The organism is Serratia sp. GW822-FHT06D09, from assembly GCF_058799515.1.
In genome coordinates this window covers 331,812-352,011 of sequence record NZ_JBXALO010000003.1, presented here as the reverse complement: position 1 = coordinate 352,011, position 20,200 = coordinate 331,812, and the positions used below count along the sequence as shown (strand labels likewise).

At 59.4% G+C, this 20,200-nt stretch carries 20 protein-coding genes; 17 read left to right on the top strand and 3 right to left on the bottom strand.

Features of this window, described 5'->3' with window-relative positions:
• Positions 1–171 precede the first annotated feature (171 nt).
• The gene (yjdN, locus tag AC1RKG_RS09350) at positions 172–588 is read left to right on the top strand and encodes a VOC family metalloprotein YjdN (protein WP_020827589.1); all 417 of its coding nucleotides are present in this window, start codon (positions 172–174) and stop codon (positions 586–588) included.
• Between the two features lie 54 nt (positions 589–642).
• Here the strand turns inward: yjdN and AC1RKG_RS09345 are convergent, their stop codons facing one another.
• Complete coding sequence (locus AC1RKG_RS09345) at positions 643–837, bottom strand: hypothetical protein (RefSeq protein WP_020827590.1); 195 nt, start codon at positions 835–837, stop codon at positions 643–645.
• 165 nt (positions 838–1,002) lie between these two features.
• Here AC1RKG_RS09345 and AC1RKG_RS09340 point away from each other — a divergent pair, with 165 nt between their 5' ends.
• Both AC1RKG_RS09340 and kdoO read left to right on the top strand, forming a co-directional pair.
• Positions 1,003–2,553: a sensor domain-containing diguanylate cyclase gene (locus tag AC1RKG_RS09340; protein WP_493182839.1), complete on the top strand. Its 1,551-nt coding sequence runs from the start codon at positions 1,003–1,005 to the stop codon at positions 2,551–2,553.
• 341 nt (positions 2,554–2,894) lie between these two features.
• On the top strand, positions 2,895–3,791 hold the full coding sequence (gene kdoO / locus AC1RKG_RS09335; RefSeq protein ID WP_493183016.1) for a Kdo hydroxylase KdoO: 897 nt from the start codon (positions 2,895–2,897) through the stop codon (positions 3,789–3,791).
• On the opposite strand, the gene AC1RKG_RS09330 is transcribed toward kdoO, so the two are convergent.
• Positions 3,788–4,882 carry an AAA family ATPase gene (locus AC1RKG_RS09330; RefSeq protein ID WP_046373209.1) on the bottom strand — a complete coding sequence of 365 codons (1,095 nt, stop codon included), beginning with the start codon at positions 4,880–4,882 and terminating at the stop codon, positions 3,788–3,790. The genes kdoO and AC1RKG_RS09330 overlap by 4 nt on opposite strands.
• A gap of 62 nt (positions 4,883–4,944) precedes the next feature.
• Positions 4,945–7,017 (bottom strand): phenylacetic acid degradation bifunctional protein PaaZ, encoded by a 2,073-nt coding sequence (paaZ, locus tag AC1RKG_RS09325; protein WP_046373208.1) that lies wholly within the window; start codon positions 7,015–7,017, stop codon positions 4,945–4,947.
• 318 nt (positions 7,018–7,335) lie between these two features.
• Between paaZ and paaA the strand changes: the two genes are divergently transcribed.
• The 14 genes from paaA (at position 7,336) to pdxR (ending at position 20,177) form a co-directional block, all read left to right on the top strand.
• Complete coding sequence (gene paaA, locus AC1RKG_RS09320; protein WP_044552223.1) at positions 7,336–8,274, top strand: 1,2-phenylacetyl-CoA epoxidase subunit PaaA; 939 nt, start codon at positions 7,336–7,338, stop codon at positions 8,272–8,274.
• Between the two features lie 10 nt (positions 8,275–8,284).
• Entirely contained in the window at positions 8,285–8,572 is a 288-nt protein-coding gene (paaB, locus tag AC1RKG_RS09315; RefSeq protein ID WP_020827596.1) for a 1,2-phenylacetyl-CoA epoxidase subunit PaaB, read from the top strand.
• A gap of 8 nt (positions 8,573–8,580) precedes the next feature.
• Positions 8,581–9,342, top strand: coding sequence for a 1,2-phenylacetyl-CoA epoxidase subunit PaaC (paaC, locus tag AC1RKG_RS09310; protein ID WP_493182836.1), 762 nt, complete (start codon positions 8,581–8,583; stop codon positions 9,340–9,342).
• A gap of 9 nt (positions 9,343–9,351) precedes the next feature.
• Positions 9,352–9,849, top strand: coding sequence for a 1,2-phenylacetyl-CoA epoxidase subunit PaaD (paaD, locus tag AC1RKG_RS09305; RefSeq protein ID WP_493182834.1), 498 nt, complete (start codon positions 9,352–9,354; stop codon positions 9,847–9,849).
• Positions 9,850–9,863: 14 nt separating this feature from the next.
• Complete coding sequence (paaE, locus tag AC1RKG_RS09300) at positions 9,864–10,922, top strand: 1,2-phenylacetyl-CoA epoxidase subunit PaaE (protein ID WP_116690227.1); 1,059 nt, start codon at positions 9,864–9,866, stop codon at positions 10,920–10,922.
• Positions 10,923–10,931: 9 nt separating this feature from the next.
• A complete protein-coding gene (gene paaF / locus AC1RKG_RS09295) occupies positions 10,932–11,705 on the top strand; it encodes a 2,3-dehydroadipyl-CoA hydratase PaaF (RefSeq protein ID WP_020827600.1) in 774 nt (257 codons plus the stop codon).
• Between the two features lie 3 nt (positions 11,706–11,708).
• Positions 11,709–12,500 (top strand): 2-(1,2-epoxy-1,2-dihydrophenyl)acetyl-CoA isomerase PaaG, encoded by a 792-nt coding sequence (gene paaG, locus AC1RKG_RS09290; protein WP_493182833.1) that lies wholly within the window; start codon positions 11,709–11,711, stop codon positions 12,498–12,500.
• A 2-nt stretch (positions 12,501–12,502) separates the two neighbouring features.
• Positions 12,503–14,023, top strand: a complete 1,521-nt coding sequence (locus AC1RKG_RS09285) for a 3-hydroxyacyl-CoA dehydrogenase (protein WP_493182832.1) — start codon at positions 12,503–12,505, stop codon at positions 14,021–14,023.
• A complete protein-coding gene (gene paaI / locus AC1RKG_RS09280) occupies positions 14,023–14,463 on the top strand; it encodes a hydroxyphenylacetyl-CoA thioesterase PaaI (protein ID WP_020827603.1) in 441 nt (146 codons plus the stop codon). Before AC1RKG_RS09285 ends, paaI begins: the two co-directional genes overlap by 1 nt.
• On the top strand, positions 14,460–15,665 hold the full coding sequence (gene pcaF, locus AC1RKG_RS09275; protein ID WP_149572719.1) for a 3-oxoadipyl-CoA thiolase: 1,206 nt from the start codon (positions 14,460–14,462) through the stop codon (positions 15,663–15,665). The genes paaI and pcaF overlap by 4 nt, the downstream gene beginning before the upstream one ends.
• Before the next feature lie 15 nt (positions 15,666–15,680).
• Positions 15,681–16,988, top strand: coding sequence for a phenylacetate--CoA ligase PaaK (gene paaK / locus AC1RKG_RS09270; RefSeq protein ID WP_046373201.1), 1,308 nt, complete (start codon positions 15,681–15,683; stop codon positions 16,986–16,988).
• Between the two features lie 78 nt (positions 16,989–17,066).
• Complete coding sequence (paaX, locus tag AC1RKG_RS09265; RefSeq protein WP_020827606.1) at positions 17,067–18,005, top strand: phenylacetic acid degradation operon negative regulatory protein PaaX; 939 nt, start codon at positions 17,067–17,069, stop codon at positions 18,003–18,005.
• A 12-nt stretch (positions 18,006–18,017) separates the two neighbouring features.
• Positions 18,018–18,614 (top strand): phenylacetic acid degradation protein PaaY, encoded by a 597-nt coding sequence (gene paaY / locus AC1RKG_RS09260; protein WP_493182831.1) that lies wholly within the window; start codon positions 18,018–18,020, stop codon positions 18,612–18,614.
• A gap of 81 nt (positions 18,615–18,695) precedes the next feature.
• Entirely contained in the window at positions 18,696–20,177 is a 1,482-nt protein-coding gene (gene pdxR / locus AC1RKG_RS09255) for a MocR-like pyridoxine biosynthesis transcription factor PdxR (protein ID WP_493182829.1), read from the top strand.
• The last annotated feature ends 23 nt before the right edge of the window (positions 20,178–20,200 follow it).

Sequence of the window (20,200 nt, the reverse complement as noted above, 5' to 3'; positions counted from 1 at the left end):
TCAATAGCAACGATCAGGCCGTTAATTTCCACAGCGTGATCGCCCGCCGGGCATTCGGCGTAAATCGCACTACACTTGTAAGTTCCCGGCAGCAATAGTCACAACCAGAAACTATTGTCCCTCGCCCGTGGGATGCAAAACGCCTGACGGGCCACAACAGAGGTCAATGTCATGTTGATTCAACCCTATCTTTTTTTTAACGGTAACTGTGAACAGGCGATCAACTTCTACCAGCAGCAGCTGGGCGCCAGAATCGAAATGATTATGCGCTACAAAGATATGCCCGAGGAGGCCAAGCAAGGCGGTCCTCAGGACGTCAATCCAGAGTCCATCATGCATGCCCGTCTACTGATTGGCGAAACGGCGCTGATGGCCTCCGATGGGTGTCCGCAGGACGGCGGCGAAGCTTCGCATAAAGGATTTGCCCTGTCGCTGGATCCGAGCGACGTGGAACAAGGCCGAGCATTATTCGAGAAGCTGGCGCAGGGCGGCCAGGTCACCATGCCATACCAGGCCACCTTCTGGGCCAAGGGTTTTGGCATGCTGACCGACCAGTTCGGGGTCAATTGGATGATTAACGTTGAATAACCCGTCATCCCGCCAGGGTGTCCGCCACCGACAGCGGATACCCTGGTGCCAAGGTCAACGGTAGTGATACCAGTCATAAGCCGCCATCGCGAACAGCACAAACAGCACCGTCAACAGCACCAGTCCCAAACGCCAATAGGGCGATTTACGCTGCCGCCAGGCAAAAATCATCATTAGCGCCAGCACCCCCAAGGTCAGCGGGTAATAAACCACCAGCGTCAGCAAAGTAATAATGATGTAGTCAGACATATGCGTGAACCCTGTATTTTCTATGCCGGTTTTGCGGCGAATTGTAACACTCCGCTTGAGTGGCTCATGCATTTTTGATGTTAAGGGAGTAGTGGTCGGCGTGATTAACGAATAAGATGTAAGATTGTTCTTAACACGATTTAAAGACTTTATAACAAGGGTGACATGACACAGCAGCAACCGCAGGATGCCGAACGGCCACGCAACGGTAAAAATTCCCCGTTACTTTTTCAGGCCGGCGTATTTGTCGTCATCGTTGCCGTCACGCTGATTCTGTTTAACGGCTGGCAGATTTGGAATGCGCACCAGCGCGACTTGCAAAGTGCCGAAAATGAATCGGCCAACCTGGCCCGCTCTCTGGCACAGCATGCCGATGACACCTTTATGCAGACCGACACTACGCTGTCCGATCTGACCGAACGCATTCAGACCGACGGCCTGAGCCAACCGCAACAGCTGCGACTACAGAAAGTGATGCAAACGCAGGTTGGCAACCTGCCCCAGTTGCATGGCCTGTTTGTTTACGATGCTCAAGGGAACTGGATCGTCACCTCATCGGGCCGGTTCATACAAAATGCCAACAATGCCGATCGTGAGTATTTCAAATTCCACCTGAGCCACAACAGCAGCGCGATATTTATCGGCAAAGTGGTACGCAGCCGCTCTACCGGTGATTTGATCATTCCGGTCTCACGCCGGATCAACAACCCGGACGGTAGCTTTAATGGGGTGGTACTGGCCACGCTGTATGTCGATTATTTCCGCCAATTTTACGACACCTTCGCATTGAACAGTGACGCCTCGCTCAACCTGCTGTTGGCGGACGGCACCATTCTCTACCGCCGCCCCTACTCCATTGCCGCGATTGGCAAAAATATTTCGGAAGGCGTGTTGTTCCGCGAAATTCTACCCCACTCTGAGTTCGGCAATGCCACCATCACTTCGCGGTACGACAAGGTGGAACGGATCTACGGTTATTCGCGGGTTAATCGCTATCCGCTGGTGATAGCTGCCGGACTGTCGAAGGAAGATGCGCTGTCCGACTGGCGTAATGATACCGGCGTGTTTGCCCTGGGTGGCGCGACGCTGTTAATCATTTTACTGGCGATGGGTCTGGTACTGATGCGCCAGATTAACCACAGCGTACGCACCGAAGCTGAACTGATGCGCACCCGCGATCAGCTCACTACCATCAACCGAACGTTGGAAGAGTTGGCGTTGCTGGACGGGTTAACCGGCCTGGCCAACCGCCGTCAGTTTGATATCGCCATGAAGAACGAACTGATGCGCGCTTCACGCAATTACCGCAGCGTGGCGTTGCTGATGCTGGATATCGACTGTTTCAAACAATATAACGACATCTACGGTCACGTAGCTGGCGATCAGTGTCTGCAACAGATTGGACAAACGTTGAAAGGGCTGGCGTGCCGCAGCAACGATATTATGGCCCGCTATGGCGGTGAGGAAATGGCCATTATTCTGCCGGATACCGACACTCAGGGCGCACTGATTTTCGCCGAACGGGTGATTGAATCGGTGCGGGAGCTGAAAATACCGCATACGGGCAACCCTCACGGTATTGTCACCATCAGTATTGGCATCTTCGCCAAAGTGCCGCATATGTATAACGACACGCCAATTGGCTTTATTAATCAGGCTGACAGCGCCCTGTATCAAGCCAAAGCACAAGGGAAAAACCGCATTTATCCCGCCTGACCCATTGGGCCGCCTCCCTCGGAGGCGGCCCCTGAATTTGTTTTTTTCCGCTCGGAAAATCAAAATCAACCCGCTGATCATAAAACTAAATTTAATTTAAATCGTTAATCTACTTTCGCTGATAAATTAATTAATAGCGATTAAATCTATTTTTATCCATTCGTGCCATTAGCGCGTCGTTTAATATCTGTTTACTTTTTGGCGCATTTTAATAGTGCTAGGATAATTCAATCCAGCTATTAGCATCAACTAGTTCAATTCAACAATAATTCCCGCTGGTTATATATTCCTTTCAAATAAAAACAATCAAAACATCCCCTTCGCAAGGAGATATTATGCGCATGGAAAACCTGACGCCGGAGCAGGCGTTAATAACGTTGCCACAGCAGCAGTGGGATAGCGCCCCAGCGCCCTTTTCCCCCTCTGCCGTCGAAGCGCTTGAACAAGGCAAGCTGGTATTTTTGCCCGAACTGGCGTTTCCCTTGTTGGCTGGTGAAATGGCGCTGCTGGATCCCGCGTTGGTCGATACAAAACGTAAAAACATCAGCTACTGGCCAGAAACGAGCAAATTATCCGGCGTGGCGATAGCCGCGCAGCAGCCACAGGTCGAGACGTTGCTGTCACGCTATTATCAAACCTGCCTGCAACTGGTTGCCACCCTGCTCCCCCACTACCAACAAGCCCTGCATTCGCCGGTCAACACCCTGCGCCTGCATCCGGTTGCGGCCTGGCGCAAGACCAGCTCATGGCGCAAGGATGATAGCCGGCTGCACGTCGATGCCTTCCCGTCGCGCCCGAACTATGGTGAGCGCATTCTGCGCATCTTCACCAACATCAACCCCAATGGCGAACTTCGCCAATGGCGCATCGGCGAACCCTTTCCTCAACTGGCGCAACGCTTTATGCCGCGCCTGGGCCGCTATTCACCGCTGAACAGCTGGCTGCAGCACAAGGTCGGCATCACCAAACGGCGCCGCAGTCATTACGACCACCTGATGCTGCAACTGCATGATGCCATGAAAGCCGACCAGCACTATCAGCAACAGGGCCCGCAGCTGGCGCTCGACTTGCCGCCGGGCAGCAGTTGGATCTGTTTCTCCGATCAGACGCCACACGCGGCGATGGCGGGTCAGTTTATGCTGGAGCAAACTTTCCTGTTGCCCGTCACCGCAATGAAGAATCCACAGCAATCACCGCTCAAGGTACTGGAAACCCTGCTACACCAGCCCTTGATCTAATCCGGTTCCGCCAGCAGGGTTTCACCCTGCTGCTGTGCCAGTTGATAGTGGGTAACCTCGCTATGGCGGCCAATCAGTTCGGCAAGCTGCGGTGAGTGGCTGGTGATCCACAATTGGCTATAACGGCTGGCTTCAGCGATCAGCATGGCCAATGCCGGTAACAGTTGCGGATGCAGACTGTTTTCAGGTTCATTGAATGCCATAAATGCCGGCGGCCGCGGGCTGAGCATCGCTACCGCCAAACAGAGGAAACGCAGCGTGCCGTCGGAAAGTTCGGCACTCTCCAAGGGGCGTAAAATGCCGGCACGGTGCATCAATAGCTGGAAGCGTCCCTGAGGGGCCTGAATTTCAAATTCGCTGTCGGGAAACGCCTGCGCCAGAATGTCGCGCAGCAACTCGCCGTTGCCGATCTCGCAGATGGTTTCAAAAGCGGCCGCCAGATTACTGCCGTCATGCGCCAGCACCGGCGCGCGAATACCCACCTGTGGCGCTCGCAACGGTGAACCGGGCCACACGGCAAACTCGTGGTAAAAACGCCACTGCCGCAGATTCTCTCGTACCTGGGACACTTCAGGATACAGATGCGGATCGGCAAGCTGACCAAATACCGATTCCTCCGCATGGAGACTGGCAGGATAAGTGGCGCGATCGCCCTGGATATTCGTCAGGAATGCACTCTGGTTGCGCCTTTCGAGTACCCGGGTTGAAGGTCGACGACCGTGGCCCGAGATCCACAGTGACTCCTCTTTGACCAGCGGGTCGAGTTGAAACAGGCTGCCGGTCGGCTCAGGGAAGCCTAGCTGCAGCTGATAGTCGAAATCATCCAGGGTGGCTGACAACAGCATCCGTTTCGGATCGCCCCGGCGATCACCCGGTCGCAATCCGCCGGCCCACATCGCCTTCTGAATGCCCCCCTCTTCAGCCAACGCAGCAGAAAGCCGCCCACAGGCGGCCTCGTGGATCAATCGCACCGCTTTATACAGGTTAGATTTTCCGCAACCGTTCGGGCCGCTGATCACATTCAGACGGCCCAATTGCAGCTGCAAATTACGTATAGAGCGAAAACCGCTCAGTTGGAGTTGTTGGATCATCGTCGCCACAAACTCTGTGTCAGGAGATGGTGCATCTTACCATGGCGCCATCTCACCGGCCTTTAGCTTGTCGGACCGAAGTCCCCTTCCTGCCGCGCCACCAACGTCAGGATACTGTACAGCGCCACCGCCTGCTGATGCTGGTTGAGCACCTGAACATCCCATACCACCACGCCGTGCGGACGATCCTCCGCCGTTTTCTGCGGCTTACGGATTTTCTTTTTGCAGGTCAGCCGTACCTGAAGGGTATCGCCAATCTTCACCGGCTCGATAAAGCGCAGGTTTTCCATACCGTAGTTGGCAATCACCGGCCCGACGCCTGGATCAACAAACAGCCCGGCGGCGGCAGAAACCACAAAGTAGCCGTGCGCGACCCGCTCGCCAAACAGCGATTCGGCCGCGCCGATCTTGTCCATATGGGCATAGAAGTGGTCGCCACTCAGGCAGGCAAAATTGACGATATCGGCCTCGGTCACGGTACGCCGCGCCGTCAGCAGGCTTTCGCCCAGGCGCAGTTGCTCGAAGTATTTGCGGAACGGATGTACCGGCTCTTCAATCACCGTCGCGCCGCGCACCCACTCACGGCCGATTGCCGCCAGCATAGCCGGACTGCCCTGAATGGCCGTGCGTTGCATATAGTGTTTTACCGCGCGTAGCCCACCCAATTCTTCACCGCCACCGGCTCGCCCTGGCCCGCCGTGCACCAGCATCGGCAACGGAGAACCGTGGCCGGTGGACTCCACCGCCGCCTGTTGATCCAGGATCAGCATTCGGCCATGCGCGCAGGCGGTGGCGCGAATAAAGCGCGTCGCCAGCGCCTCATCGGCGGTCACCAGTGAGCCAGCCAGACTTCCCTGGCCCATTAACGCCAGCTCAATCGCCTGTTCGGTATGCTGATAGGGCATCAGCGTCGCTACCGGGCCGAATGCTTCTGTGCCGTGCACCGCCTGATGGCTAAAGGGATCGGCACAGTACAACAGCGTGGCCGGATAAAAAGCCCCCTGCTGCACGCCTGCCCCGCTCACCTCCAGGTTATCCGTTCTCGCGCCGCACAACGGTTCGCAACCGTTATGCAGCAGGTAATCCACCTTCTGTTGCACATCGTCGCGCTGTTCGCGGCTGACCAAGGCCCCCATCCGCACCTGTTCCAGTTTAGGATCGCCCACCGTGACGCCACTCAGCCGCTGCAACAGCGCCTGCTGTACCTCTGCCACCCGTTTCGCCGGCACGATAATCCGCCGGATTGCGGTACATTTTTGCCCGGCCTTGGCGGTCATCTCGCGGCACACTTCTTTGATAAACAGCGCAAACTCCGGCATCTGCGGCGTAACGTCCTCGCCCAGCACGCAGCAGTTGAGCGAGTCTGCCTCCATGGTGAAAGCAATCGACTTTTGCAACAGGCGCGGGTGCGCACGCAGCTGCTGACCGGTCTGCGCCGAGCCGGTAAAGGTCACCGCATCCTGATAATCCAGATGTTCAAACATATCGCCGACGCCACCGCATACCAGTTGCAACGCGCCCTCTGGCACCAGACCGCTGTCGATAATCAGTCTGACCATCGCCTGCGTCAGCTGCGCCGTGGCGGTCGCCGGTTTGATGATCGCCGGCATGCCGGCCAACCAGGTGGGCGCCAGTTTTTCCAGCATCCCCCAGCAGGGAAAGTTAAAAGCATTAATATGCAACGCCACGCCAGGGCGTGAAGTCAGCACGTGTCGGGCGGCAAACTGCGCCTGTTTGGACAGCGGGATCAGTTCGTCTTCCGGCCACAGGGTATCGTCCGGCAGTTCGCGCCCTGCCAGCCCGGCATAGGCAAACAGCGTGGCGATACCGCCTTCGATATCCACCCAGCCGTCACTGCGAGTCGCGCCGGTCTGGTACGAAATCTCATACAGCGTTTCTTTGTTGGCCAGCAGGTGCTTAGCCACCGCTTTCATCATTTGTGCGCGCTGCTGGAAGGTCATCTGTGCCAGCGCCTTGCCGCCCTTGCTGCGCGCATACTCCAGACTGGCGGCCAGCGGTAGCCCGTCGGAACAAACCTGATACAGCGGTTGGCCGGTGACGGCATGGTGGATTTCACGGGCTTTGCCCTGGCCGTACACCCAGGCGCCAGAAAGATAACTGTGTAGCTGCTGCATTTGCTCCTCCGGAATTCATAAATTTACACCACAAGGATTAATTACGTATCACATATTGTCCAGTTTTCACCAGAATGAAATTTAACAAAATAAAAACAACCAGACATTGAAAGCGCTCAGACAGGCGTTTTACTCTCATGGATTAATTTTTAATTTCATTTAAAAACAACATTATAACAACACTCCTTGTGAGCACCCTCGCAAAACCACACAAATGCCGTTTGATCTTTTTGTTATCAGTTTGTAGCCTTATGGTTAGTTAACGTGATTCACATTTTTATATTTAATGTGAAAAATACGAATCACCAAGAGGCACGCATGACAACTGACGCGCAACATCAGCAGCACTTCGACGACAAAATTGCGGCGGATACCTCGATTGAGGCCAAAGACTGGATGCCGGACGCCTACCGCCAAAACCTGATCCGCCAGATTGGCCAACATGCCCATTCCGAAGTGGTCGGCATGTTACCGGAAGCCAACTGGTTGACGCGCGCACCTACCCTGCGCCGCAAGGCGGTGTTGTTGGCCAAGGTGCAGGACGAAGCGGGGCACGGCCTGTACCTGTACAGCGCCGCGGAAACCCTGGGCTGCTCTCGTCAGGATATTTACCAGAAGATGCTCGACGGCAAGATGAAATACTCCTCGATCTTCAATTACCCGACGCTCAACTGGGCGGATATCGGGGTGATCGGCTGGTTGGTGGATGGCGCGGCCATCGTTAACCAGGTGGCGCTGTGTCGTGCGTCCTACGGCCCCTATGCGCGGGCGATGGTGAAAATTTGCAAGGAAGAGAGCTTCCACCAGCGCCAGGGTTACGAAGCGGTCATGGCGATGGCAAACGGCAGCGAACAACAGAAAGCCATGCTGCAAGATGCGATTAACCGCTTCTGGTGGCCGGTACTGATGATGTTTGGCCCCAGCGACACCGATTCACCGCACAGCGCGCAGAGCATGGCCTGGAAAATCAAACGCCACAGCAACGATGAGTTACGGCAGAAATTTGTCGACAACACCGTCCCCCAGTTGGAAGCCCTGGGCATGGTCGCACCAGACGACGATTTGGCCTGGGACGAAGCCACCGGCCACTACCGCTTTGGCGAAATCGACTGGAGTGAACTGCATGAGGTGATCAAGGGGCGCGGCCAATGTAACCACGAACGGCTGCAAGCCAAACGCCGCGCCTGGGAGGACGGTGCCTGGGTACGCGATGGCGCTCTGGCCCACGCGTCAAAAAACACCTCAACCGCCGCATAAGGAACCGATGATGACACATGCCCAATGGCCACTGTATGAAGTGTTTATCCGCAGCAAACAAGGGCTGGCGCACCGTCATGTCGGCAGCCTGCACGCCGCCGACGACCAGATGGCGCTGGAAAACGCCCGCGATGCCTATACCCGCCGCAACGAAGGCTGCTCAATCTGGGTGGTGCAATCCAGCCATCTGATCGCCTCGCAGCCGGAAGATCGCGAAGCCTTTTTCGATCCGTCCGATGACAAGATCTACCGTCATCCGACGTTCTACACCATTCCCGACGGCATCAAGAACATGTAGGGGCGACCATGACCTTCAATAACGATCCACTCGTCACCTATGTCCTGCGTCAGGGCGATACGCCACTGATCCTCGCCCAGCGCTTGTGCGCCTGGTGCGGCCACGCGCCGGAACTGGAGATCGACCTGGCGTTGGCCAATATCGGCCTGGACCTACTCGGCCAGGCGCGCAACTTTCTCGGTTATGCCGCCGAACTGGCCGGGCCGCAATTCAGCGAAGACCGACTGGCCTTCGGCCGTGACGAACGTGAGTTCCATAACCTGCTGCTGGCGGAACAGCCCAACGGCGGCTTCAACGACACTCTGGTGCGGCAGTTCCTGATGGACGCCTACCACGTGCAGTTGCATCAGGCCTTGAGCCAAAGTCACGATGCGCAACTCGCCGCCATCGCCGCCAAGTCACTGAAAGAGGCGCATTACCACCTGCGTTTCAGCCGTGGCTGGATGATCCGTCTGGGTGACGGCAGCCCCGTCAGCCACCAAAAAATGCAGCAGTCGCTGGATGGCCTGTGGCGTTTTACCGCCGAACTGTTCCATGCCGACGAGCTTGAACTGCAGTTGGCAGAACAGGGTATCGCCGCCGATCCGCGCCAGCTTGAGGCTCCGTGGCTGGCGCTGGTTGAAGAAACGCTGCAACAGGCCACCCTGACGCTGCCGGCAGAGCAGGCGTTCCGCCACGGCGGTAAACAGGGTCGGCACAGCGAACATCTTGGTCCGCTGCTGGCCGAGATGCAGTTCCTGCAACGCGCCTATCCCAACGCAAACTGGTAAGGGGCAGCTATGAACATTACCCGGCTGCAGGCCGCGGAAATTCCGCAAATCTGGCACTGCCTGCAACAGATCAGCGATCCGGAACTGCCGGTGCTGTCGATTACCGATCTGGGCATGGTTCGCGACGTTGAAGCCGACGGCAACGGCTGGCGCATTACCTTTACGCCAACCTACTCCGGCTGCCCCGCCACCGAGTTCCTGCTCGAAGCCATCGAGCAGCGGCTGGCCGAGGCCGGCTTTGCCCCGGTCAAAGTGGACATTCGCCTCAGCCCGGCGTGGACCACCGACTGGATGAACGCCTCGGCGCGTGAACGGCTGCGTGAATACGGCGTCGCACCGCCACAGGGCCATACCTGCGACAAACCGCAGGCTGCAGGCCCGGTGCCCTGCCCGCGCTGCGGCAGCACCCACAGCGAAAAAATCAGCGAATTCGGCTCCACCGCCTGCAAAGCGCTGTATCGCTGCTGCGATTGCCGCGAACCCTTCGACTATTTCAAATGCATTTAGGAGCGCAGAAAACCATGACGGTCTTCCATCGCCTGAACGTCGCCGCCATCGAGCGCGAAACGCCGGACGCCGTAGCTATCACTCTGCGCGTGCCCGAAGAGCTGAAAAGTCATTACTGCTACACCCCCGGCCAACATCTGACGCTAAAGGCGCAGGTGGATGGCGAAGAGCTGCGCCGCTGCTACTCCATCTGCAGCGCTCCTCAGGAAGGGCTGCTGCAGATCGGCGTTAAAGCCATCCATCAGGGCCGCTTTTCCTCGTTCGTTAATCGGCTACTGAAAGTCGGCGACGCGCTGGAGGTGATGGTGCCGCAGGGCCGTTTCGGCTACCAGCCACAGGCGGAAAACAGCGGCAACTATCTGGCGATTGCCGCCGGTTCCGGCATCACGCCGATGCTGTCGATCATCAAAGCCACCCTGCAACTTGAACCAAACAGCAGCTTCACGCTGATTTACGGCAACCGCAGCAGCCGTTCGGTGATGTTCAAGGAGACGCTGTCCGATCTGAAAAACCGCTATCCACAACGTTTTCAGCCGCTGTATCTGTTCAGCCAGGAGAGCCTCGACAGCCCGCTGCTCAGTGGGCGCATCGACCGCGAGCGTCTGTTGGCGATTGGCGGCGCGCTGCTGGATTACCGCGACTATGACCATGCCTTTATCTGCGGCCCGCAAACCATGATGGACGACGCCCAAAGCGTGCTGGAACAGGCTGGCGTAGCCGCCGAGCGTATCCACAGCGAGCGCTTTAACACCAGCGGCGTGGTCGCCCGCCCGGTCAACGACACCCCGCGCAACGCCACGCGAGTGGCGATTTTGCTCGACGGCCGCCGGTTGGATATCGAGGTCGGTTCGCAGGACGACAGCATTCTGGACGCGGCGCTGCGTCAGGGGGCCGATCTTCCCTATGCCTGCAAAGGCGGCGTGTGCGCCACCTGCAAGTGCCGGTTAAAAGCCGGTCAGGTGGACATGGCCGTCAACTACAGCCTGGAGCCGGATCAACTCGCGGCAGGCTACGTATTGAGCTGCCAGTCGTGGCCACGCGGTGACGGTGTGGTGCTGGACTTTGACGTATAGGAGCCGCCAATGGAAACCCCTTTGATCCTGCAACATCGCCAGGCGCGCGTGCTGACGCTGGAACTGCACCGTCCACAAGCGCGCAATGCCCTGAACACACCCTGCCTGGAGCAGCTGGTTTATTTACTGGAACAGGCCGATGCCGATACCGCCATTGGCGCAGTAGTGATCACCGGCACAACGCGTTTCTTTGCCGCCGGTGCCGATCTGCACGAACTGCAACGGCAAGACCTGCCCGCTACGCTGACGGATCGCCGCCCGCTGTTGTGGCAACGGCTGGCGCAGTTCAGTAAACCGCTGCTGGCGGCAGTGAACGGCTATGCGCTCGGCGCCGGCTGCGAGCTGGCGCTGGCCTGCGACATTGTCATTTGCGGCGAAAGCGCCCGTTTTGGCCTGCCGGAAATCACCCTCGGCCTGATGCCAGGGGCCGGCGGCACTCAGCGCTTGATTCGCTGCGTCGGCAAGTCCTTCGCCAGTCAGATGGTGCTGAGTGGCGAAGCCATTAACGCCTCGCGCGCATTGCAGTGCGGGTTGGTCAGTGAAGTGTGCGTCGATGCCCTGACGCTAGAACGCGCACAGCAGATCGCCGAGCACATCAGCAGGCAGGCCCCGCTGGCACTACGCGCCGCCAAACAGGCGCTGAAACAGGCGGAGGAAACCGGCCTTAGCCAAGGGCTGCTCATCGAACGCCAGCAGTTTGCCACCCTGGCCGCCACCGACGATCGCCGCGAGGGCATCGCCGCCTTCTTCGAAAAACGTACGCCAAACTATCAGGGGCGCTGATTTATGGAAAATGCATTGATTCTCACCCACCTTGAAGCCGGGGTGCTGACGCTGACCCTCAATCGGCCAGACCGGCTCAATAGCTTCAACGACGAGATGCACCGCCAACTGAGCGAAGCCTTGACCCTCGCCGAGCGGGACGAAACCGTACGCTGCCTGCTGATCACCGGCGCGGGGCGTGGCTTTTGCGCCGGGCAGGATCTGAACGATCGCAACGTCAGCATCGAACAGCAGGCGCCGGATCTCGGCCTGTCGGTAGAGCGTTTTTACAATCCGCTGATCCGTCGTCTGACCGCCCTGCCAAAGCCGGTGGTGTGCGCCGTCAACGGTGTCGCTGCGGGGGCCGGCGCAGCGCTGGCGCTGGCCTGCGATATCGTGATCGCCGCCGATAACGCCAATTTTATTCAGTCTTTCTGCCGCCTGGGGCTGGTGCCGGACTCCGGCGGCAGCTGGTTCCTGCCCCGTTTGGCAGGCCACGCCCGCGCCATGGGCATGGCGCTGCTGGGAGATAAAGTCAGCGCACAACAGGCGCTGGCATGGGGCATGATCTGGCAGGTGGTAGCGGCGGACCAACTGGCCGCCACCAGCCAAACGCTGGCACAACACCTGGCCACCCAACCCACTTACGGGCTGGGGCTGATTAAAAAAGCCCTCTACAGCTCGGCGAACAATACCCTCGATCAGCAGCTCGATTTGGAGCGCGACCTGCAGCGCCTCGGCGGCCGCAGCGACGACTACCGCGAAGGCGTCAGCGCCTTCTTCGCCAAACGCACCCCTAATTTCAGCGGGAAATAATCATGAACCTGCCGAACGTCAACGCAAGGGTCGCCGTGATTGGTGCCGGCACCATGGGCATCGGTATCGCCCAGGTGGCGGCCGGGGCCGGGCATCCGGTGTGGCTGTTTGATATCGATGCCGCCGCCGCCCGGCAGGCACTCGATGCGTTAGGCCAACGCCTGCGCCAAAGGGTCGAGTCCGGCAAGGCCGACGCCGATGCCACCGAGGCCCTGCTGGGCCGTATTCAGCCGGTCGAGTCGCTTGACCAGTTGGCCGACAGCGCACTGGTGATAGAAGCAGTGGCGGAAAAACTGGCGATCAAACAGAGCCTGTTTCGTGAGCTGGAAGCGCTGTGTTCCCCCGCAGCACTGTTCGCCAGCAACACTTCATCGCTGTCGATTACCGCCATCGGCGGTGCGCTGCGCCATCCACAGCGCCTGGCCGGTTTGCACTTCTTCAACCCGGCACCGGTGATGAAGCTGGTCGAGATCGTCAGCGGGTTGGACACCAGCGCCGAAACCGTTGCCGAACTGCAGGCGCTGACCCGGCAATGGGGCAAACAAAGCGTGCTGTGCCGTTCCACGCCCGGCTTTATCGTTAACCGCGTGGCGCGACCTTTTTACGCCGAAACCCTGCGCGCGCTCGAAGAACAAGTTGCCGACGCCGCCACGCTGGATGCGGTAATGCGCGACGCAGGCGGCTTCGCGATGGGGCCACTGCAACTGACCGATATGATTGGTCAGGACATCAATTACGCCGTCACTGAATCAGTGTTTCAGGCCTTCTTCCAGGATCCACGCTTCACGCCGTCTTTGGTGCAACAGGAACGGGTGGCCGCCGGGCGTCTGGGCCGCAAAAGCGGGTGCGGCTTTTATCGCTATGACAAACAAGCGCCACCTCAAATTGTCGCCGGGTTACCTGCATCCTCAGCGGAATTGCCGCACAGCATTAAGCTGCACGGCGACGCGGCAGGCGTCACTCTGCTGGCCGAGTTACTGGCAGGAAATGCGGAGGCGATCATACAACCCGGCCAGACCAGTGCTTTTGCCCAGATCGATGAAGTTACATTTATGTTAACAAATGGTAAAACAGCCAGCCAGGTCGCCGATGAAACCGGAACCCCCGTGGTGCTGTTTGATCTGTCTGCCCAGTATGCCCAGGCCTCCACCGTCGCCATCAGCTGCGCGGCGCAAAACGATGCCCGACACAACGCCACTGTGGTACGTCTGCTGCAATCCCTTGGCAAGAAAGTGATCCTGTTGCCGGACTACCCGGGCCTGCTGGTGATGCGCACCCTCACCATGTTGGCGAATGAAGCGCTCGACGTGGTGAACAAGGGCGTCGCCAGCGCCGCCGATACCGACCACGCCATGCGCTGCGGGGTTAACTACCCGCGCGGCCCGCTGGAATGGGGTGCGTCATTAGGCTGGCGACACATCCTGACCACGCTGGAAAATCTGCAACGCTTCTACGGCGAACCCCGCTATCGCCCGATGCCGTTGCTGCGCCACTACGCATCCCTTTCTTCAGGAGCCCAATGATGAATGCCAATACGCCCCACGCGCTGGCGCAACGCTGCGCCGAACAGATGTTTCAGCAGGACACCTGCGCCCAGGCGATGGGCATGCGGGTGGATGCCGTCGACGCCGGGTTCGCAAAAGTCAGCATGACCGTCGGGCCGCAGATGCTCAACGGCCACCAGACCTGCCACGGCGGGCAACTGTTCAGCCTGGCGGACACCGCTTTCGCCTACGCCTGCAACAGCCAGGGGCTGGCGGCGGTAGCGTCCGGCTGCAGCATAGACTTTATCCGCCCGGCGCTGGCAGGCGATCGCCTGACGGCCAGCGCTGAGGTGCGCCATCAGGGCAAAACCACCGGTCTGTATGACGTGGAGATTGTCAATCAACTGGGCAAGACCGTCGCCTGGTTCCGCGGCCGCGCACATCGGCTCGGTCACGCCATTTTAGGGGAGCAAGCATGAACCAGGCTTTTATCTGCGACGGCGTCCGCACGCCGATTGGCCGTTACGGCGGCGCCCTGGCCAACGTCCGCGCCGATGACTTGGCCGCACTGCCGCTGCGTGCCCTGTTGGCCCGCCACTCGCAGGTGGACTGGTCGAGGGTTGACGACGTGATCCTCGGCTGCGCCAATCAGGCCGGGGAAGACAACCGCAATTTGGCCCGTATGGCAGCATTGCTGGCGGGCCTGCCGGTTAACGTTTCCGGTACCACCCTCAACCGCCTGTGCGGCTCGGGATTGGACGCGCTGGCGACGGCGGCCCGCAGCATCAAGGCCGGTGAAGCCGGTTTGGTATTGGCCGGCGGCGCAGAATCGATGACCCGGGCCCCGTTGGTGATGGGTAAGGCCGACAGCGCCTTCAGCCGTCAGACGCAGCTGTATGACACCACGCTCGGCTGGCGGTTTATCAACCCGCTGATGCAGGCGCAATACGGCACCGAATCCATGCCCGAAACCGCCGAAAACGTAGCGGAAAAATTCAACGTCAGCCGCGCCGATCAGGACGCCTTCGCTCTGCGCAGCCAGCAACGGGCCGCGCGAGCGCAAGCGTTGGGGATATTCGCGCAGGAGATCGTGCCGGTCAGCCTCAGCGGCAAAAAAGGCGCGGTCACCCTGTTTGACCAGGACGAACACCCGCGTGCAGATACGCGGCTGGAACAGCTGCAGGCGCTGAAAACCCCGTTCCGCCAACCCGGCACGGTGACCGCCGGCAACGCCTCTGGCCTGAACGACGGCGCAGCGGCGCTGATCGTCGCCTCGGAGGCAATGGCAGTGAGTCAGGGATTAACACCGCGTGCGCGTATCGTCGCGACGGCAACCTGCGGGGTCGAACCCGGTTTAATGGGCATAGGTCCGCTACCGGCCACCCGTAAAGTGCTGGAACTGGCCGGGCTGAGCCTGGCGCAAATGGATGTCATTGAACTAAACGAGGCTTTTGCCGCCCAGGCGCTGGCAGTATTGCGCCAGCTTGGGTTGCCTGACGACGCCCCGCAGGTGAACCCCAACGGCGGCGCGATCGCCCTTGGCCATCCGCTGGGCATGAGCGGCGCGCGTCTGGCGTTAGCTGCCCTGTTCGAACTGGAACGGCGTTCCGGCCGCTACGCGCTTTGCACCATGTGCATCGGCGTCGGCCAGGGCATCGCCATGATTATTGAGCGAGTCTGACCCCCGAGGCTAACCATGACAATGAATCCACAGCCACTCGACGCCATTGAGTTCGCCTCGCGCGATGAGATTGAGGCGCTGCAACTGGAGCGCCTTAAATGGACGCTGCACCACGCCTACAACAATGTGCCGATGTACCGACGCAAGTTCGATCAGGCGGGCGTCCATCCCGGCGATCTCAAACAGCTGAGCGATCTGGCTCGCTTCCCCTATACCACCAAGCAGGATCTGCGCGACAACTACCCGTTCGACACCTTCGCCGTGCCGATGGAACAGGTGGTGCGTATTCATGCCTCGTCAGGGACCACCGGCCGACCGACGGTGGTCGGCTACACCCAGCGGGATATCGATAATTGGGCCGATATCGTCGCGCGCAGCCTGCGTGCCGCCGGCGCTACCGCCAAAGACAAGGTGCACGTGGCATACGGCTATGGCCTGTTCACCGGCGGGCTGGGGGCTCATTACGGCGCGGAGCGACTCGGGGCGACGGTGATCCCGATGTCCGGTGGGCAAACCGAAAGGCAGGCGCAGCTGATCCTGGATTTCAAACCCGATGTGATCATGGTGACACCGTCCTACTGCCTGACGCTGATCGACGAGCTGGAGCGCAAAATGGGCGGCGACGCCCGTGGCTGCTCGCTGCGCCTCGGCGTCTTTGGTGCCGAACCCTGGACCGAAGCGCTGCGGCATGAAATTGAAAGCCGCATGGGCATCAAGGCGCTGGATATTTACGGCCTGTCCGAAGTGATGGGGCCGGGCGTGGCGATGGAATGCGCCGAAAGCGGCGGCGGCCCGACCATCTGGGAAGACCATTTTCTGCCGGAAATCATATGTCCGGAAACCGGCGTGACGCTGCAGGACGGCCAACACGGCGAGTTGGTGTTTACCACGCTGACCAAAGAAGCGCTGCCGGTGATCCGCTACCGTACCCGCGACCTCACTCGCCTGCTGCCGGGCGACGCGCGCCAGATGCGTCGCATGGGGAAAATTACCGGCCGCTCCGACGACATGCTGATCATCCGTGGCGTCAACGTGTTCCCGTCGCAGGTGGAAGAGCAAATCATGCAGTTCGAACAGCTGTCGCCACACTATCAGCTACAGGTCAGCCGCAGCGGGCACCTGGATACCCTGGCGGTGCGCGTTGAATTGAAGGAAGCGGCGCTCAGCCTCAGCCACCAGCAACGCTGTGAGATTTGCCACCAGTTACGCCACCATATCAAGTCGATTATCGGCGTCAGCACCGATGTCAGCATCGCCAACTGCGGCGACATCCCGCGTTCAGAAGGCAAGGCCCAGCGCGTGGTCGATCTGCGGCCTCGCTGATTGCCCCGGCGTCACGGATGACGCCCGAATGATTTGTGGTAATGTTGTGCTTCACCGTCGGCTAACCCATGGAAAAATATGGAACATAAACTGGATGAGTTTATCCGCCATGCTATAGAGGCTCAGCCGATCAGCGGCACCTCGCTGATTATCTCCCTCTACGGCGATGCGCTGAGCCACCGGGGCGGCGAAGTCTGGCTTGGCAGCCTGAGCGCGCTGCTGGAGGCCCTGGGTTTTGGTGACCGCTTCGTGCGTACCTCGGTATTTCGCCTGCAGAAAGAGGGCTGGCTGGAGGTTGAAAAAATCGGCCGTCGCAGCTTCTATCGGGTGACCGATCAGGGTATGCGTCAGTTCCGCCATGCCGAGTCGAAAATCTATCTCAGCGAACCGCCCGCCTGGGACGGGAAATGGGATTTGCTGTTGCTGGAAAGCGCGGAAAAGGAGGAGCGGGCACGGTTGAAAAAAGAGCTGGGTTGGCTGGGCTTCGGCCAAATAGCCAGCAATCTGATGGCGGCCCCCACCCACGCGCAAACCGACGTCACCGCCCTGCTCGGCGAACTTAACGCCAGCGAACAGGTGATCTACTTCCGCGCCGACTATCCCTATAACCGCTCGGAGAAAACCCTGCAACAGCTGGTGGCCAACTGCTGGGCGCTGGCTGACGTCGCTGCCGATTATCACGAATTTATCGTCTCTTTCCGCCCGCTGATGGCGCTGCTGCGCGAAGCCGATGAAGCGCTGTTGACGCCCCAGCGCTGTTTCCAGATTAAGCTATTATTGATCCACTTCTTCCGGCGCGTGGTGCTCAAAGATCCTCTGCTGCCGGACGCCCTGCTGCCGGCGCAGTGGGAAGGACAGATTGCCCGTAACCTGTGCATCAATATTTATCAGCGGGTAGACCGCGCAGCGACCGAGTATGTCAGCGCCATGGCCGAGACCACTATCGGTGCTCTGCCTGCCCCGGCAGCCGGCTATTATCGGCGCTTCGGCGGCCTGCCGCGCGACCCTACAGTATAAGGAAACTTTGCTATGCCTGTGTATCAGATTGACGGCCTGACGCCAGTGATCGATCCCAGCAGTTACGTACACCCTACCGCCGTACTGATTGGCGATGTGATCGTCGGCAAACGGGTTTATATCGGCCCCAACGCCAGCCTGCGCGGCGACTTTGGCCGGCTGGTGATTAACGATGGCGCCAATATTCAGGACAACTGCGTGATGCACGGTTTTCCGCAGCAGGACACCGTGGTGGAGCAGGACGGGCACATCGGCCACGGCGCCATCTTGCACGGTTGCCACATCCGGCGTAACGCCATGGTCGGCATGAACGCGGTGATCATGGACGGTGCAGAGATCGGCGAAAACACCATCGTCGGTGCCATGGCATTCGTCAAGGCCGCCGCGGTGATCGAGGCCAATAAGCTGGTGGTCGGCAGCCCGGCGCGGGTATTGCGTGACCTGACCGAACAGGAGTTGGCGTGGAAAGTCGCCGGTACGCGCGAATACCACGATCTGGTTGAACGCTGTAAATCCTCGCTGCAGGAGGTTGCGCCACTGACCGCCATTGAACCGGGCCGTCAACGCCTGAGCTTTGGCGACCACCTGATCCCGAAAAGCCAGCTTTAATCCTGTCGAAAACCGCTATTCAGGCCAAAAGTGGTTTACAGTAAACTCCCTGTTAACCCACTTTTATCTGGACCGGAATAGATGCCCAGAACGGCCAAAACGGTTGAAGTCCCCGCTATCGGCGAGCTTGATCGCCATGCGGGGCAACTTAGCCTGCAACTTGCCCAGGCGCTGCGCGCTGCCATAGGCAAAGGCGAACTTAAACCGGGCGATCTGCTGCCCTCAACCCGCGTACTGGCGGGCGCATTACAGCTTGCCAGAGGAACGGTGCTGGCCGCCTTCGAGCAACTGACGGCGGAAGGATTTCTCGAAGCACAACCCGGTTCGGGCACTCGGGTGGCGTTGTCGCTCACCCGCCCGGCCCCCGCGCCGGTCAAACACCCGGACGCCGGCGACATGCCGCTTTCCGATCAGGCGCTGGCCCTGGATCACTTTGCCGCCCAGTTGCGCCCTCTGCCACCGGTTCCCTTCACCGTCTCGGTACCGATCAACGATACCGCGCCCGACGACGTTTGGCGCAGGCTCGGCAACCGTATCCGCGCCAGAGGCCCCGGCGCCCCCGCCGGTTATGGCGAACCGCAGGGCGCATTGCCGCTGCGTGAGGCGATATGCGAATACGTTCGCAAGTCCCGTTCGGTGCACTGCACGCCGGAACAGGTGATCATCACCTCCGGCACACAGCAGGGGCTCTATCTCGCCACGCAGATTCTGCTGGATGCCGGTGAGACCGCCTGGGTTGAAGATCCCGCTTATCATGGCATTACCGCCATTTTTAATACCGTCTTCAGAGACCGGAAAATGGCCAGAGTGCCGGTGGACAGCGAAGGCATAGCGGTCGCCGCAGGCAGGAAAATCGCGCCACAGGCCAGAGCCGCCTTTGTCACTCCCTCGCATCAGTACCCCTTGTGTATGCCCATGAGCATGTCGCGCCGGCTTGAGCTGCTGGCATGGGCCAAAGCGCAGCAGGCCTGGATCGTCGAAGACGATTACGACAGTGAAATGCGTTATTCCGGCCACCCGTTTCCTTCGTTGCAGGGGTTGGATCCGGCCAGGGTTATCTACCTGGGAACCTTCAGCAAGGTGCTGTTCCCTTCGCTGCGCCTGGGCTACGCCATCGTTCCTCAGCCCCTGGTGAATGCCTTCTGCGGTGCGCGAGTGCTGATGGATCGCCACCCCCCCAGTGCCGATCAATACGTTCTGGCCAGTTTTATGGCGCAGGGACATCTGGATCGCCACATTCGTAAAATGCGCGGCGTGTATGCGGAAAAAAGGCGAGTGCTGACCGACGCCATCAACGCGCAGGTTTCTGCCGAGCTGGCCACTCTGCACCCCAGCGATCAGGGCATGCATATGCTGCTGTGGTTAAAAGCGGATGTGGACGATCGGCAGGTTGCCCGTAAAGCCGCCGAGGCCGGGATAGCCGTCGGTGCACTTTCGCCGATGTATAGCCCCGGCAGCGGGAAAAACGGATTGATACTCGGGCTGGGAGGCTACACGGAACAGCAGATCCACCAGGCGGCCCAAAAGCTGAACCGGGTGCTGGCGACCTTGGCTACGGGGTAAGGCAGGCCTTACCCCGTCTTATT

What these genes read in the sequence shown, in the direction of transcription:
- yjdN (WP_020827589.1), top strand. Translation starts at nt 172, where the DNA reads ATGTTGATTCAACCCTATCTTTTTTTTAACGGTAACTGTGAACAGGCG.
- AC1RKG_RS09345 (WP_020827590.1), bottom strand. Translation starts at nt 837, where the DNA reads ATGTCTGACTACATCATTATTACTTTGCTGACGCTGGTGGTTTATTAC.
- AC1RKG_RS09340 (WP_493182839.1), top strand. Translation starts at nt 1,003, where the DNA reads ATGACACAGCAGCAACCGCAGGATGCCGAACGGCCACGCAACGGTAAA.
- kdoO (WP_493183016.1), top strand. Translation starts at nt 2,895, where the DNA reads ATGGAAAACCTGACGCCGGAGCAGGCGTTAATAACGTTGCCACAGCAG.
- AC1RKG_RS09330 (WP_046373209.1), bottom strand. Translation starts at nt 4,882, where the DNA reads ATGATCCAACAACTCCAACTGAGCGGTTTTCGCTCTATACGTAATTTG.
- paaZ (WP_046373208.1), bottom strand. Translation starts at nt 7,017, where the DNA reads ATGCAGCAGCTACACAGTTATCTTTCTGGCGCCTGGGTGTACGGCCAG.
- paaA (WP_044552223.1), top strand. Translation starts at nt 7,336, where the DNA reads ATGACAACTGACGCGCAACATCAGCAGCACTTCGACGACAAAATTGCG.
- paaB (WP_020827596.1), top strand. Translation starts at nt 8,285, where the DNA reads ATGACACATGCCCAATGGCCACTGTATGAAGTGTTTATCCGCAGCAAA.
- paaC (WP_493182836.1), top strand. Translation starts at nt 8,581, where the DNA reads ATGACCTTCAATAACGATCCACTCGTCACCTATGTCCTGCGTCAGGGC.
- paaD (WP_493182834.1), top strand. Translation starts at nt 9,352, where the DNA reads ATGAACATTACCCGGCTGCAGGCCGCGGAAATTCCGCAAATCTGGCAC.
- paaE (WP_116690227.1), top strand. Translation starts at nt 9,864, where the DNA reads ATGACGGTCTTCCATCGCCTGAACGTCGCCGCCATCGAGCGCGAAACG.
- paaF (WP_020827600.1), top strand. Translation starts at nt 10,932, where the DNA reads ATGGAAACCCCTTTGATCCTGCAACATCGCCAGGCGCGCGTGCTGACG.
- paaG (WP_493182833.1), top strand. Translation starts at nt 11,709, where the DNA reads ATGGAAAATGCATTGATTCTCACCCACCTTGAAGCCGGGGTGCTGACG.
- AC1RKG_RS09285 (WP_493182832.1), top strand. Translation starts at nt 12,503, where the DNA reads ATGAACCTGCCGAACGTCAACGCAAGGGTCGCCGTGATTGGTGCCGGC.
- paaI (WP_020827603.1), top strand. Translation starts at nt 14,023, where the DNA reads ATGAATGCCAATACGCCCCACGCGCTGGCGCAACGCTGCGCCGAACAG.
- pcaF (WP_149572719.1), top strand. Translation starts at nt 14,460, where the DNA reads ATGAACCAGGCTTTTATCTGCGACGGCGTCCGCACGCCGATTGGCCGT.
- paaK (WP_046373201.1), top strand. Translation starts at nt 15,681, where the DNA reads ATGACAATGAATCCACAGCCACTCGACGCCATTGAGTTCGCCTCGCGC.
- paaX (WP_020827606.1), top strand. Translation starts at nt 17,067, where the DNA reads ATGGAACATAAACTGGATGAGTTTATCCGCCATGCTATAGAGGCTCAG.
- paaY (WP_493182831.1), top strand. Translation starts at nt 18,018, where the DNA reads ATGCCTGTGTATCAGATTGACGGCCTGACGCCAGTGATCGATCCCAGC.
- pdxR (WP_493182829.1), top strand. Translation starts at nt 18,696, where the DNA reads ATGCCCAGAACGGCCAAAACGGTTGAAGTCCCCGCTATCGGCGAGCTT.